Here is a 13244-nt window from a genome sequence, read left to right as displayed (position 1 = left end):
CACAAGCGATGCGATTGAGGGATCGGTTCTCGTGTTCGCTGGATCTGCGGTTCAATGTGAAAGCCTGGAATAGTAGAACATGTGCTTGGTTGCCGTGGGCGGACCATCCGGGATTTCGATGGCCTGAAGTGCAGCAGTCGCCGCGTCGGAGCGCAGGCCGGAGAGATCTGCCGATGCCTTATCCGAGGTGGCCACGAAGACGGCGGGAGCCGCAAGAGGCGCAAGCGGGCCGCTTTCTTGAGTAATGATCTCGGCAGTGGGGAATTGCAGCAGCAGATTGGCCGCGAGAGCGGGCTCACGCGTGACGATAACGGCCGGAGGACCGCCCAGCTCTGTTTCCAGCGCGGCGGCAAGGCCTGCATAGGGCATCTCAGCCTTGTCCGACCAGCCGAGTGCCGGAGCCACCAGATCCTTGCCGACCAACATCGCCGAGACGCCGAGGAAGAGCGTCCCGGATATGACCGCTGCCGGCCGGAGACGGGGCCGCACGTCGATGCCGGCCGCTGCGATCTTCAATGTCAGGTACAAGGGCAGGGCAACGAAATAGATTGCGAGCCACTTCTGGCGGACTTCCGTGGCCCCGATCGCAACGACCGTCAGATAGACGAGCACAAGACTGACAACGAACGTCCAGCCGACCAATTGCGTCGAAGGGTTGCTCGCCCTGACAATGGTTCTTGCGTTACGGGCAAAGAGCACGAAGAAGAAGCCAAGGACGGGCGAGGATGCTTTCAGAACGGCCGTTGCAAACGAGGCGGAGGTCGCCACAAATCCCCAGAACCGTCCCACATCTTCCTTGATCTCCATCTCATGCAGCGTCTGGGCGCTCGCCACGTCGAGGTTCTGCAAAAGCCAGAGCGCATGGGGCAGGGCGATCGCCGCTGCAACGGCCAGGGTTGCCACGATCCTCCAATCTAGGACACGGCTGCGAAACGCGTTCATGGCCACGAGCACAATCAGAGCTGCCGCCGGGATCACGACAAAATTGTACTTCGAGATGGCACCCAGACCGATGGCAACACCGACCAGCAGATATCGAGGAATCGTGGGGTTTCTGATCGCGCTGAACAGTGACCAGAAAAACAGGGCGACGCAGGCGATCGCGACGACCGTGTGGGTGAGATCGCGCTGCGACATCAGAAAAAATGTCGGCATGCTGAACAGGCTGAAGGCGCCCAGAAACCCTGCCGAACGCTCATCCGTGTGAAGGTTGACGGCTGCAGCAATGAGGACGGTGCTCAGGAAGAGCAGTCCGTATTTGAGTACGGCAAGTCCTGCCACGGAGGGACCAGTGATGCGGAAGACCGCGGCCTGCAGCCACTCGTAGAGCGGCGGCTGGGAGCCATAGCCCCATTCCAGCGACAAGTAATGCAACACCTGTTGCATCTCGTCAGTCTCGAGTGTTCCCGTGCGCAGAACTCTGGCAAGGGCGGCCAGCACGAAGAAGGCGGCGAGGATGAGGTAGAAAGATCGCGGATAGAGGCTGAAATCACCCCATGCCAACTTTCCGCGTCCCTCTGCTACTTCCATCATCGAACTCCCTGACCGCCGGTGGTGCAGGCTGGCCCATTCATGCTAGAGGGCGCGTTGAACACTGATCGGGCGCACGACTATATGAATTCAGACACGGATGCCAGCCGCCGACCTTGGATAATCCGCAACCGCGTAAGCCTTGTGACGGTCGCCGCGGTGGTGGCCTACGGGGCCTTTCTCCAATGGGCTTTCGGCTGGCCGGTTTTGGTGGCCCAGTTCCGCGATATCGGCGTGGGGCCGTTGAGCCTTGCGCTGGCCTTGCTCGTGGCAACATATGTGGTGCGTACCTGGCGTATCCGCGATTACTTTCCAGCGGAAACCAAGGGCGGCTTCCGGCGTCTCCTCCGCTTGACCCTCGTCCACAATCTCCTGAATATCATGCTACCGATGCGGACGGGCGAAGCGAGCTTTCCGCTTCTGATGCGCACCGAATTCGGCATGCCGCTGGCACGAGCGACGGCAGCGCTGCTGGTTATGCGGCTGCTCGATCTTCATGCCTTGCTGGCAGCCGCCGGGCTTGGACTGGTGATTGGGCCGGATCGGCCGGCCTGGGCCTGGCCCCTTTGGCTGCTATTCCTCCTCGCCCCGCTCCCGGCCTTCCGCCTCAAGGGACCGCTCTTCGCACTGGCGCGACAGCTACCAGAACGGCTTCGGCATCTGGTCGAAGAGCTGGAGCGGGGGATGCCGGTCAATAACCCGGCCTTCCTGCGCGCCTGGGCGGCAACCGTGCTCAACTGGGGCGTCAAGGTCGTCATCCTCGCCTGGGTGCTGACGCTGATGGGCGTGCACCCGATCTCGGCGAGCTTCGGCGGTGCGCTGGGGGGAGAGCTATCCTCGGTCCTGCCGGTCCATGCGCCAGGCGGCATCGGCACCTATCCCGCGGGCATTGTCGCCGGCGGCCTGAGCTTCGGCGCCGAACCATCCGCGCAGTTCCTCGCCGTGCTCGGCAAGGCCGCGGTCAACGCGCACCTGCTGATCCTGCTCTCCGCCTTCGTCGGAACGGGTCTCGCCGTTCTGATGGCGCCCGGTGCCGGAAGACGATAAGCCGACGACGTCTGCTTACTGGAACGCCGTCTCGAAGAAGCTTCTGAGCTTGCGCGAATGCAGCTTCTCGGTCGGCATGGCGCCGAGCTTTTCGAGCGCGCGAATGCCGATCTGCAGATGCTGGCTGACCTGCGTCTTGTAAAAGGCCGTTGCCATGCCCGGCAGCTTCAGCTCGCCATGCAGCGGCTTGTCGGAGACGCAGAGCAAGGTGCCGTAGGGCACACGGAAGCGGAAGCCGTTGGCGGCGATGGTAGCCGATTCCATGTCGAGCGCGATCGCGCGTGATTGCGACAGGCGTTTCACCGGGCCGCGCTGGTCGCGCAGTTCCCAGTTGCGGTTGTCGATGGTGGCGACCGTGCCTGTGCGCATGATGCGCTTCAGCTCGAAGCCTTCGTAGCCGGTGATTTCCTCGACCGCGTCTTCGAGCGCAAGCTGTACTTCGGCAAGCGCCGGGATCGGCACCCAGACGGGCAGGTCGTCGTCGAGCACATGGTCCTCGCGCACATAGGCATGCGCCAGCACATAGTCACCGAGGCGCTGGCTGTTGCGAAGGCCGGCGCAATGGCCGAGCATCAGCCAGGCGTGGGGCCTGAGTACGGCGACATGGTCGGTGATCGTCTTGGCGTTGGAGGGGCCGACGCCGATATTGATTACCGTGATGCCGGCATGACCCTTCTTCTTCAGGTGATAGGCCGGCATCTGCGGCAGGCGGCCGAGCGCAACACCTTCCATCGGCACCGACTGGCCGGCCGGCGTGATGATATTGCCGGGCTCGACGAAAGCCGTGTATTCGCTGCCGCCATCCGCCATCAGCTGCCGCGCATAGGCGCAGAACTCGTCGACATAGAACTGGTAGTTGGTGAACAGCACGAAGTTTTGGAAATGGTTGGCGCTGGTCGCGGTGTAATGCGATAGCCGCGCCAGGGAATAGTCGATGCGCTGCGCTGTAAACGGCGCCAGCGGATGCGGCTCGCCCGGCTTCGGCTCGTATTCGCCATTGGCGATCTCGTCGTCCGTTACGGTGAGGTCAGGCGTATCGAAGATGTCGCGCAGCTGCATGTCGGCAAGGCCACCGGCGGAAGCCTCGACATGGGCGCCTTCACCGAAAGCGAAATGCAGCGGGATCGGCGTCGTCGATTCCGACACGATGATCGGCACCTGATGATTGCGCATCAGAAGCGCCAGCTGTTCCTTCAGATAGTGGCGGAACAGCTTTGGCCGGGTGATGGTCGTGGTGTAGACGCCTGGCGACGTCACATGGCCATAGGAGAGGCGGCTGTCGACATGGCCGAAGCTCGTCGTCTCCATGCTGACCTGCGGGTAGAAGGCCCGATAACGCCCCTCGATCGGCCCGCCATTGGCAAGCGCCGAAAAGGCGTCATTGAGGAAACGGGTGTTGCGCTCGTAGAGCTCGGTCAGCGCATCCACGGCTTCGACCGCGTCGGTGAATACCCGCGGTTCATACGGTTCGGGACTGATGGAGTTCAGCGGCACGGGGGATGAGATTCGTGTGTTCATGCCGCATTATAGGAGAGGAACATTGACAAGCAAACGACGTCGAGAGGCTGGCCTCAAGATTTCCGCAGCGCTGCCGCTTGTCGGGGCAATGCTGGACCGCGATCAGAAGTTGGGCCGGCAGGAATTGAGGCCAACGGGTGCGCAACTGGCAACAAGTCCAGTGGAGGCGTGGCGGGTAGCAGGGTGGGTATTCACGACGATATGGCTGAAGATCATCGCAAAGACCGCCATTGTCAGGGTCATGATCGTCATGCGCCGTGCTACTCTTGCCATCGTCTAAGCCTCCACTTGTGTTGTAAGCCTTTATAAGCAATGCGGCCTGAATGCGGCCTGAGAGGCAAATTCATCTGGCGTTCAGCCGATGTCGGACGCTCGAGGGCTTTTCAAAGTGCCTCTCTTTGATTGATAAGGGTGTCGGTGGGCACCGTCCCGCCAAATCTTACTTCGAAGAGATACGCGTAGGTGGAGCACCGTCTCCGCTGCGCGGAGATCTTCGGCAACATGGTGACAACCATGCACAAGACAGACGACAAACCCATGCGGTTCGGCCGCGTGGCCGCGATGCTGCCGGTCCGCGATATGGCCCGGGCGACTGCCTTCTATATCGACGTTCTCGGTTTCCAGGCTGTTTTCCAGAACGGCGATCCTGTCGGCTTCATGATCCTTGAGCGGGAGGGGGCGGAAATCCACCTGACCCTGCAGCCAGGGCATAAGGCCGCCGATTTCAACGTCGCGCACATGATGGTGGAAAATGTCGATGCCCTGCATGACCTGATCCAGAAACAGGGGCGGCGGGTGATCAAGCGCTTGCAGGACAAGGACTATGGCCTGAGGGCCTTTGTCTTCGAGGATCCGGACGGCAACCGCATTGATGTCGGTGAGCCGGTTTGAAAACGGCCTTACACAAATGAGAGAGCGGCCGGGTCGCTCCGGCCGCCTACTTTAAAGCAGGTATGGCGCTCAGCTTAGAGGCGCGTCCAGGTCTGGCTCTTGCAAAGGACGGCGAGCACGCAGCCCTTCATCTTCAGCGAATTGCCAGAGACTGTGCCGGAGCCCGAATAGGTCTTGTCATTTTCCGGGTCGGTGATTTCGCCGGAATAGCTGTCGCCCGAGCCGTCCATCTTGCCGATCTGCTTGCCATTGTGCTTGCCGCTCCGAAGCGTCACGCAGAAGGCGCCGCCGCAGGGGGCGATTTCGGCGGTAGCGCCGCTGGCGGTCTTCCATTTGCCTTCGATGGGCTCTGCCGCCTGTGCTGAAAGGGCCGTAAGCGCCAGTGCTGCCGCGATGATGAATGTCCGCATGTTTGATCTCTCCTCCCAGGGATGATGGTTGCGCCGGCAATCGCTCCCGTCGTCCTCCTGGAGAGGCGATCACCGGTTAAAAAATATCTTACGCACACGTAAAGGTAAAATGCAATCCGCCTGTTTTCGGGGGCGGTGGACAAGCCAGAACGCAGCATTTCCAGCCTCTATTCGATTTTGCTTCGTGCAGCGTGGTGAACAATGGGTTGATTTTCAGAAATGAAGCTTTCGTAAATTTTGATCCGAAATCCCGCATTCCCAAGGCATGTAGTGCTTAACAAAAAACCAAGTTTACGAAGCATTTGTACTTTGTTTTCAGCAAATTAAGGATGCATTTTAAGCGAGTTTTGAATGCCGTGAGGCATAGTGGGTCCATCAAACGAGCAGGGACAAACCCGCCGCCCCGGACTGAAACGAGAATGACCGGACAACGAGCCGGCGCCGGATCAGACGGGACCCGAAAGGGAAAACAGGGACGTGAGTAACCACTAGGCAAACAGGGACAAAACCAATGGCACGCTTTGAAATGCACACTTCCGAAAATGCCACGATGGGTGGCGAAACCCGGGCCGACGTCTTCCGCGACATGGGCCTGATGTATGCGACCGGCCGCGGTTGCCCCGTTGACCTGGTCTCGGCGCACAAGTGGCTGAACATCGCAGCCATCAAGGGCTGCGATCGCGCTGCCGAGCTGCGCGCCGACCTCGCCCAGACCATGAGCAAGCTCCAGCTCGCCGAGGCGCTTCGTGCCGCCCGCGAATGGATGACCATGCACTGATCAATCTCCGCCGCGAGCTGCGGCGGCCGAAATCACAACAAGAACCCGAAAGGGGAACGTGGCGGGGGACCTTTGGACGGGGCCAGTGCCAACACTTTAAAGAACCGCGACCGGCAGGGACAAGGCCGGCGCGGTTTTTTCTATTCCGGCAGAGGTGTCAGCCAAGCGCCTTCAGGACCGCAGGAAGGGCCTGCTCGAACAGGTCGAGATCGGCGGGAAGGCCGGTGGAGACGCGGATGCAGCGGTTGAGCGGTGCCACGCCCGGCATGCGGATGAAAACGCCGTGGCTCATCAGCCCGTCGACGATGGCACGGGCATAAGTTCCGTCGCGCCCCGCATCGATCGCGACGAAGTTGGTGGCCGAGGGCAGGGGGACGAGCCCGTTATCCCGGGCAATGCCGGCAATCCGCTCGCGGGCCGACTTGATCCGCCCGACCACATCTCCAAGATAGGTCTGATCGGCAAGCGCCGCGAGCGCTGCTTCGGTCGAAAGCCTGGGCATGCCGAAGTGGTTGCGGATCTTGTCGAAGGCCGAGACGGTGCCGGGCGTCCCCATGCCATAACCCACGCGGGCACCCGCCAGGCCGTAGGCTTTCGAGAAAGTTCGGGTGCGAATGACGTTCGGCAGGTCGATCAGGGCATCGGCTGCCGGGATCGATCCCTCCGGTGCTGTCTCGCTATAGGCTTCGTCGAGGATCATCAGCGTCGTTGCGGGCAGCGCCCGGGCAAAGGCGATGATGCTGTCTGCGTCCCACCAACTGCCCATCGGATTATCAGGATTGGCGAAATAGACGAGGGGTGCGTCTTCCCGCTTCGCGAGGTCGAGCAAAGCACCCAGATCTTCACGGTCGTCGCGGTAAGGCGCCGTCACCAGCCGTCCGCCAAAGCCGTTCACATGAAAATTGAAGGTTGGATAGGCGCCGAGCGAGGTGACGACCGGCATGCCGGGTTCGATAACGAGCCGTACGATGAGCTCCAGCAGGTCGTCGATGCCTTCACCGATGACGAAGTTGTCGGATTTTAGCCTGAGATGCGCGGCGAGAGCGACCTTCAGCGCATGGTTTTCGGGGTCGTTGTATTTCCAGATCTCGCCGGCCTTTTCGCCGATCGTCCTGAGCACCGAAGGCGCAGGGCCAAACCCGCTCTCATTGGCCCCGATCCGCGCGCGCACGGACATGCCACGCTGGCGCTCGATGGCTTCCGGACCGACAAAGGGCACGGTGGCGGGAAGGGAGGTGGCAAGCGGCGTGAAACGGGAAAAGGCGGTCATGCGATGTCAGGCGTCCAGAAGGGTGATCGGGAAGCCCACAATAAGAAGTGGTTCCGGCGGCGCAAGGCCGGGCCATGCCTTAACATCCCATTGCCGCCTGCAACAAAAGGGATTAGCGGCCGAGCCGCGCGCCGTTACCGTTTTGGAAAGGTTTGACCGGCTTGTTGATCTCCTCGCCGAGCATGAAGTCGGCACGCACGATCCGGTGCAACATATGCTCGGAGATCGGGGCGATGAACTTGACGCCGACGCGGCTGCCATTGCGATAGACCTCGGCGCAGCCGATGCGGTCGGCAAGCCCGATGATCTGCAGATAATAATGCGAGGAAAGGCCGATGGCCGTTGTGAGTTCCAGCGCCGCGCCGCCCCTGGAGATATCCAGAACCTGACAGCTGCGGATGGTGATGCCGCTCAAGCCCGGGCTCACCGACATGACGCGGGCCGGCCGCTGGACATAGAAGCGTTCCCACTTGCGTTCGTACATTTCCGACGTGACCGTCGCCAGATGCGTGGCATTTTCCATGGGCATGTTCGAACGCTCCTCGTCTCGCTAATCTGCACTTTCTCCCCAATTATTTTCAGTAGGTTCAACAACTTCCATCAAGTTTTAACGATGGCTAAAATTTCGCGGTGATGGTTTTCCCAAAAAAGGGCGGGTCGTGCCGGCGGCATAAACGAAACCGGCCAGACCAATCTGTGATCCGGCCGGTTCGACATCGTGAAAGAAGAGGCGATCAGTGGCTGAGTTCGAAGGAGAGCCGCACGACGTGATGCAGGAATTCCGCATCGATCAGCATGTTGAAGCCGACGGTCAGCTTCTCCGCCTCACGTCGGATCACGGTGCAGCCGATTTCGTCATGGATGCCAAGAATTTCCAGGAAGAAATTGCTGGGCACTGCGACATGCGGGGACACTTCGAGATCGGCGCCATAAAGGGAAATGCTGCGGATCAGGCATCTTAGCGAGCTCTTGGTCGTCAGATGATGTCCGACAAAGATGATCTTGCCGGGCCGATCGATCTTGAAGCGCTCAAAGGCCTGATCTCTCGGCACGTTCGCTTTGGCGTCTGGAATGTGTTGCAAGGGCATTTCACCCTCCCCCGACCGTTTGTTTCAGTCCCAGATTAAACCAACTTCGTCGACAGAGTCTGAACGGGATCGGTAAATTCCATCGGGCGGATATAGCCATGATTGTCCCTGCCTCGCATACTCGCGGTATCCTCACCGCCCTTGACCGTCTCTGGTCGCAGAGCTAGGCCTTGTCTCCGAAGATTTGGGCCGCGCGCCGTTTCGCTGCGGGCCGTTATCGTGAAGAGGCGTGGCAGTGGCAGGCAGACTGGTAATCGTCGGGGCAGGGCAGGCGGGTTTCGCACTGGCTGCAAAACTGAGAGCGCTGAAGGACGAGCGTCCGATCACCCTCATCGGCTCCGAGCCCTGTCTGCCCTATCAGCGGCCGCCGCTATCAAAGAAATATCTGCTCGGAGAGATGGAGTTCGACCGGCTCCTCTTTCGGCCGGAGAGTTGGTTTGCCGAAAACAATGTCGAGATCCACCTTTCGACCCCGGTCGAGGCTGTCGATCGCGATCAGAAGATCGTCCGGCTCTTTGATGGCAGCGCCATTGATTACGACCATCTGGCTTTTGCGACCGGCGCGACACCCAGGCGTCTGCCGTCTGCCATCGGCGGCGATCTCACCGGTGTCTTTACCGTCCGCGACAAGGCGGATGCGGATGCGCTTGCCGGCGAGATGAAGGCGGGCCGCCGCCTGCTGATCATCGGCGGCGGTTATATCGGGCTTGAAGCCGCAGCCGTTGCCCGCAAGCTTGGCCTCGACGTCACCCTGATCGAGATGGCCGACCGGATCCTCGCCCGTGTCGCAGCACCAGCGACCGCCGAGGCCATGCGTGCCATTCATGCGGCCGAAGGTGTGGCGATCCGGGAAAAGACCGGGCTCAACCGGCTGATCGGACTGGACGGTCGCGTCAAGGGCGCCGAACTGTCCGATGGCACGGTACTCGACGTCGACATCGTCATCATCGGGATTGGCGTGCTGCCCAATGATCAACTCGCCTCCGAGGCCGGGATCGAGACCATGAACGGCATCATCGTCGACGCCCATGGCCGCACCTCCGATCCGCAAATCTTCGCCATGGGCGACTGTGCGGTCCAGGACTGGAACGGCAGCCGCGTCCGGCTCGAATCCGTGCAGAATGCAGTCGATCAGGCCGAAGCTGTCGCTGCCGTGATAGCGGGAGGGCAGGAGCCATACCGGCCGAAACCCTGGTTCTGGTCGGATCAGTATGAGGTGAAGCTGCAGATCGCCGGCTTCAATCTCGGTTACGACGAGACGCTCACGCGGCCGGGTGCCCGCGAGGGCAGTCTCTCGGTCTGGTATTTCAAGGAAGGCCAGTTCATCGCAGTCGATGCGATCAATGACGCAAAGGCCTATGTGACGGGAAAGAAGCTGCTCGACACCGGCCGCCAGCCGGAGCGCGCCGTGCTCCTCGATCCCTCGGCAGATCTGAAGCAGCTTCTAGGCTGAAGCCCGTCGCTGCGCTGCAGACGCCCAAGGAAAAGACAATATCCATAGACATATAAAGAGGCCCGGCTTGCGACCGGGCCTAATTGCATCATCCATTAAGGTAGTCAAATACAACAATTATCCAATCTTTTCAAAGTGATGGTAGCGCTGTCATATCACTTTCAAAAAAAAGACCGGCTCAGGAGGCGGCCCGTTCGAGGACTGGAATGCACATGTCGAGATCATGCGAGGCAAGGTGGGCGTAGCGCATGGTCATGGTCAGGGTCTGGTGTCCGAGCCACATCTGCACACGGCGGATATCGATGCCGCCCTGGACGAGACGCGAGGCGCAGGTATGGCGCAGCACGTGTGGGACCACGTCCTTGTCATCGGCAAAGCCGACCGCATCCTTGGCAATGTGCCAGGCAATGCGGAACCGTTGCTGGTCGATCTCGGCAAACGGGCCGGCCTGACGCCGGTCTGATGCCGCGATGGCCGCCGCAGCCCTTTGGGTGAGGGGCACAGAGCGCGACCGGCCGGATTTCGTCACCCAGAAGGTGACGCGATCCTTGTGCATGTCGCCCCAGCGCAGGTTCAGCCCTTCGCTCAGACGCGCTCCGGTATCAACGAGGAAAAGGCAGAAGCGGTAGTAGAGGTCGGAATGCGCCCGGATTTCGGAGAACAGCAGGTCCTCTTCCTCCCGGTCGAGAAAACGGATTCGTCCCGCTTTCTCCTTCTGTCGCTTGAATTCAGGCAGACTGTAAACGTCTCCCATTTTGAACGCCTTTCGCAGCAGTTTGCTTAAGGCCGCCATCTTTCGATTGATGGTGGCGTTGCTGTTACCGCGTTTGCGCAGTTTGCCAATCAATTGGTCGAGCATCTCATCCGAAAATGTCGAGAAGCTCGCAATATCCAGGAGGTCGTGAAGCTCCCCGATGAAATTGGTCACATTGTATTTGTGGCTGCCGTTCATCCACAGCAGGTCGCCATATTTGCTGAACAGTTCGCGAAGCGTGGTCTCGCGGACTTCGTGCAGGATATTGCCCTGGCTGTACTGATAATGGACGGAATAATTCGGCACCTCCGAGAAGGCGTCAAAATCCACTCCGACTGGCATTTCCACTGGCATAAACTCCCCCAAAATCCCTTTGGCAGGCACGCGAACGAGCCCACCGCCCGTCCCCACGGGCGCAGTTATTGGTTATGAAATATAAAAAGTATATGACATAACCGCGCAAACTTTCGTTATAAGCAGTTATCGGACTAAGATTTTATTTCTTCAGCGCCCCTCTCTTTCTCTAGGCTCGGTTTCAGCCAGTTCAGCATCATATTGTTGTAAAACGATTTTTAGCATGGTCTGGAATGGCATGCGGGTCCGGCTCGCAAGCAAGCCGGACCCGTGGCATTTCTTCTAATCCGCTGTGGATTAGAACGAACGCTGCAGACGGAAGAAGCCGCCAAAGCCTTCGCTGCCGTCCAGATCGTCGCTTTCATACTGAGCCGAGATCTTCGTGGTCAGGCCTTCTGCGATCTTGTAGTCGACCGTCAGACCAGCCTTCCAAGCATCGTCGCTGCCGGTGTAGTCGCCGGAAGCGTCAACGCCGCGGGTACCCCAGTACTGGAAGCCGGGGGTCAGAGACAGCTTGTCAGTGATCTTGGCAGCGTACGAAGCGGCAACAGCCCATTCCGAAGCGCTCCAATAGGCGCTCTGACCGGTCGAGTAGATGCCGGCAACCTGCAGCGTGCCCGGACCGATTTCGGCCGAGACGATTGCGCGGTAAGCGGACTCTTCAGCGCCGAAGTCGTAGGAGCCGACCACTTCGATCGAAGCTACGCCGAAGGTGGCGCCGACCTGGCCCGAGATGCCGACCGAGTCGTCATCGGTGTAAGAACCAGCAGCGGTATCGAGGTTTTCGACCATGGCCGAAACGTTGAACGCGTCGGTGGTATAGGTGTACTGGATCGCGTCGTTCAGGTTCGAACCGAGGTCGTCGGTCTCGCCGGCGATGCCCGTATCCCAGTAGTTATAGAAGTAACCGACCGTCAGGCCACCGACCTTAATGAGGGCCGTATCGAGGAAAGCGCCACCCTGGTCGTCAGAGCCGCGATCGTCACGCGAGTCGGCTTCGAGAGCGATGTAGCTTTCGATCTGGCCGAGTTCGGAATCGTTCTTGGCAGTGAACTCGAGGTAAGCGCGCGAGTTGCTGCGGAAACCGCTTTCGACGCCGTCGGTTTCGTAGTCGTCACCGCGGAAGTCGAGCTGGGTACGAACATAGCCGCTCAGCTTGAGGCAGGTTTCGGTGCCGGGGATGTAGAAGTAGCCAGTGAACGATGGCGTCGGCAGCCTGAGCGCCGGAAACTACAGCGAGAGCTGCAGCGGAGCCGAGAAGAAGGCTCTTGATGTTCATTATTGACCTCCAGTCAAGTTTCGTATGGGTCTGGGTAATTTGGCTGAAGGACAGCATTCCCTGCCCCATCCCCGTCGGTTTCAGAAGACGGACGATCCACCGCCTCGCTTCCGAGGTTGAAAATACAAAACGTGGCCCGTCATGCAATCACCAAAGAGGAGAATGGGGCGAATGCGGCCACCCTTCCCCCCGGCCTGTTGCTGAAAGGCCACAAAACCACCCCTGGACTGCCCCATTCTTTACCTTCTGTTAAGAAAGCCCTTTAGAAACCGCTGGTTAGACGGGCACTTCCGCCGACGGACGGCTGCCATCCATTTCAGCCAATCCCGTTTTGGCACAGGTTTGAGGGGCTTTTGACGCGGAGGGGCGCGATACAGTCCCCACTTTCTGCGGAGCCGTCACAGGAGAATGTGGCAGGCGACGCGCAGATTTTTGGGCTCTAGGCGGTGGGACGGGTGGAATCAGAGAAGAATCGCCGCTTCGATTCGAATCTCGCACGCTCCCGCAGCTGTTTGCGCCAGGCGGCACAAAGCGGCAGGCCGGCTGCGCTTAATATGTGCAAGGTGGAGAAAAGGCCTTGCATTCAGTGATTCAAGCAAATAATCAGGCGGCACCGGAGAGGTGGCCGAGTGGTCGAAGGCGCTCCCCTGCTAAGGGAGTATACGTCAAAAGCGTATCGTGGGTTCGAATCCCATCCTCTCCGCCATCACCGCAATGCGGCTGCCCCTTTCTTCCTTATCCATCGTATGCTTTTGCGCATCTTCCGGCACGGTTGATGCGTGGTTTTGTGCGCCCAAAATCATGCTGTCAGGCATGGCTAGACATCGCCCCTGTCATGAAACCGCCCCTACGCCAGCCGCGGTAATCCCCTA

Annotated in this window: 13 protein-coding genes, 1 tRNA gene and 1 pseudogene; 5 read left to right on the top strand and 10 right to left on the bottom strand. The window is 59.9% G+C overall.

Annotated features, from left to right (window positions below; all coding sequences use genetic code 11):
* Window positions 1-51 precede the first annotated feature (51 nt).
* Entirely contained in the window at window positions 52-1533 is a 1482-nt protein-coding gene (locus ASE36_RS01985) for an ArnT family glycosyltransferase (protein ID WP_082510747.1), read from the bottom strand.
* A gap of 81 nt (window positions 1534-1614) precedes the next feature.
* On the opposite strand from ASE36_RS01985, the gene ASE36_RS01980 reads away from it, so the two are divergent.
* Entirely contained in the window at window positions 1615-2577 is a 963-nt protein-coding gene (locus ASE36_RS01980) for a lysylphosphatidylglycerol synthase domain-containing protein (RefSeq protein WP_062275124.1), read from the top strand.
* Window positions 2578-2592: 15 nt separating this feature from the next.
* On the opposite strand, the gene ASE36_RS01975 is transcribed toward ASE36_RS01980, so the two are convergent.
* Window positions 2593-4095 carry an AMP nucleosidase gene (locus ASE36_RS01975; RefSeq protein ID WP_062275122.1) on the bottom strand — a complete coding sequence of 501 codons (1503 nt, stop codon included), beginning with the start codon at window positions 4093-4095 and terminating at the stop codon, window positions 2593-2595.
* A gap of 102 nt (window positions 4096-4197) precedes the next feature.
* Window positions 4198-4368: a hypothetical protein gene (locus ASE36_RS22490; RefSeq protein WP_156378547.1), complete on the bottom strand. Its 171-nt coding sequence runs from the start codon at window positions 4366-4368 to the stop codon at window positions 4198-4200.
* 240 nt (window positions 4369-4608) lie between these two features.
* Here ASE36_RS22490 and ASE36_RS01965 point away from each other — a divergent pair, with 240 nt between their 5' ends.
* Window positions 4609-4986, top strand: coding sequence for a glyoxalase superfamily protein (locus ASE36_RS01965; RefSeq protein WP_062277848.1), 378 nt, complete (start codon window positions 4609-4611; stop codon window positions 4984-4986).
* Between the two features lie 74 nt (window positions 4987-5060).
* Here ASE36_RS01965 and ASE36_RS01960 read toward each other — a convergent pair whose 3' ends face one another.
* Window positions 5061-5396, bottom strand: coding sequence for a DUF2147 domain-containing protein (locus ASE36_RS01960; protein ID WP_062275118.1), 336 nt, complete (start codon window positions 5394-5396; stop codon window positions 5061-5063).
* A gap of 511 nt (window positions 5397-5907) precedes the next feature.
* Here ASE36_RS01960 and ASE36_RS01955 point away from each other — a divergent pair.
* A complete protein-coding gene (locus ASE36_RS01955) occupies window positions 5908-6174 on the top strand; it encodes a sel1 repeat family protein (RefSeq protein ID WP_062275116.1) in 267 nt (88 codons plus the stop codon).
* Window positions 6175-6331: 157 nt separating this feature from the next.
* Here ASE36_RS01955 and ASE36_RS01950 read toward each other — a convergent pair whose 3' ends face one another.
* The 3 genes from ASE36_RS01950 to ASE36_RS01940 form a co-directional block, all read right to left on the bottom strand.
* Window positions 6332-7444, bottom strand: a complete 1113-nt coding sequence (locus ASE36_RS01950) for a pyridoxal phosphate-dependent aminotransferase (RefSeq protein WP_062275114.1) — start codon at window positions 7442-7444, stop codon at window positions 6332-6334.
* A gap of 112 nt (window positions 7445-7556) precedes the next feature.
* Window positions 7557-7973 carry a PilZ domain-containing protein gene (locus ASE36_RS01945; protein ID WP_062275112.1) on the bottom strand — a complete coding sequence of 139 codons (417 nt, stop codon included), beginning with the start codon at window positions 7971-7973 and terminating at the stop codon, window positions 7557-7559.
* A gap of 205 nt (window positions 7974-8178) precedes the next feature.
* Window positions 8179-8532: a hypothetical protein gene (locus tag ASE36_RS01940; RefSeq protein WP_062275110.1), complete on the bottom strand. Its 354-nt coding sequence runs from the start codon at window positions 8530-8532 to the stop codon at window positions 8179-8181.
* Between the two features lie 235 nt (window positions 8533-8767).
* On the opposite strand from ASE36_RS01940, the gene ASE36_RS01935 reads away from it, so the two are divergent.
* Window positions 8768-9985 (top strand): NAD(P)/FAD-dependent oxidoreductase, encoded by a 1218-nt coding sequence (locus ASE36_RS01935; RefSeq protein WP_062275108.1) that lies wholly within the window; start codon window positions 8768-8770, stop codon window positions 9983-9985.
* Window positions 9986-10163: 178 nt separating this feature from the next.
* On the opposite strand, the gene ASE36_RS01930 is transcribed toward ASE36_RS01935, so the two are convergent.
* Together ASE36_RS01930 and ASE36_RS01925 are read right to left on the bottom strand one after the other, a co-directional pair.
* Window positions 10164-11093, bottom strand: a complete 930-nt coding sequence (locus tag ASE36_RS01930) for a tyrosine-type recombinase/integrase (RefSeq protein ID WP_062275106.1) — start codon at window positions 11091-11093, stop codon at window positions 10164-10166.
* Between the two features lie 297 nt (window positions 11094-11390).
* Window positions 11391-12372, bottom strand: a pseudogene (locus ASE36_RS01925) (porin).
* 615 nt (window positions 12373-12987) lie between these two features.
* Between ASE36_RS01925 and ASE36_RS01920 the strand changes: the two are divergent.
* A tRNA-Ser gene (locus ASE36_RS01920) sits at window positions 12988-13078 on the top strand.
* Here ASE36_RS01920 and ASE36_RS22485 read toward each other — a convergent pair.
* Window positions 13038-13187: a hypothetical protein gene (locus ASE36_RS22485; protein ID WP_156378546.1), complete on the bottom strand. Its 150-nt coding sequence runs from the start codon at window positions 13185-13187 to the stop codon at window positions 13038-13040. The two genes, ASE36_RS01920 and ASE36_RS22485, sit on opposite strands and share 41 nt — an antisense overlap.
* Between the last annotated feature and the right edge of the window lie 57 nt (window positions 13188-13244).

The sequence above is a fragment of the Rhizobium sp. Root274 genome (assembly GCF_001429245.1).
In the GTDB taxonomy this organism is placed as follows: Bacteria; Pseudomonadota; Alphaproteobacteria; order Rhizobiales; family Rhizobiaceae; genus Allorhizobium.
The sequence above is the reverse complement of the archived record's forward strand: the minus strand, read 5'-3'. Positions and strand labels throughout refer to the sequence as shown.

Bases quoted from the DNA above. Each gene is read 5' to 3' on its own strand.
- ASE36_RS01985 (WP_082510747.1), bottom strand. From the start codon at position 1,533: ATGATGGAAGTAGCAGAGGGACGCGGAAAGTTGGCATGGGGTGATTTC.
- ASE36_RS01980 (WP_062275124.1), top strand. From the start codon at position 1,615: ATGAATTCAGACACGGATGCCAGCCGCCGACCTTGGATAATCCGCAAC.
- ASE36_RS01975 (WP_062275122.1), bottom strand. From the start codon at position 4,095: ATGAACACACGAATCTCATCCCCCGTGCCGCTGAACTCCATCAGTCCC.
- ASE36_RS22490 (WP_156378547.1), bottom strand. From the start codon at position 4,368: ATGGCAAGAGTAGCACGGCGCATGACGATCATGACCCTGACAATGGCG.
- ASE36_RS01965 (WP_062277848.1), top strand. From the start codon at position 4,609: ATGCACAAGACAGACGACAAACCCATGCGGTTCGGCCGCGTGGCCGCG.
- ASE36_RS01960 (WP_062275118.1), bottom strand. From the start codon at position 5,396: ATGCGGACATTCATCATCGCGGCAGCACTGGCGCTTACGGCCCTTTCA.
- ASE36_RS01955 (WP_062275116.1), top strand. From the start codon at position 5,908: ATGGCACGCTTTGAAATGCACACTTCCGAAAATGCCACGATGGGTGGC.
- ASE36_RS01950 (WP_062275114.1), bottom strand. From the start codon at position 7,444: ATGACCGCCTTTTCCCGTTTCACGCCGCTTGCCACCTCCCTTCCCGCC.
- ASE36_RS01945 (WP_062275112.1), bottom strand. From the start codon at position 7,973: ATGCCCATGGAAAATGCCACGCATCTGGCGACGGTCACGTCGGAAATG.
- ASE36_RS01940 (WP_062275110.1), bottom strand. From the start codon at position 8,532: ATGCCCTTGCAACACATTCCAGACGCCAAAGCGAACGTGCCGAGAGAT.
- ASE36_RS01930 (WP_062275106.1), bottom strand. From the start codon at position 11,093: ATGCCAGTGGAAATGCCAGTCGGAGTGGATTTTGACGCCTTCTCGGAG.
- ASE36_RS22485 (WP_156378546.1), bottom strand. From the start codon at position 13,187: ATGCCTGACAGCATGATTTTGGGCGCACAAAACCACGCATCAACCGTG.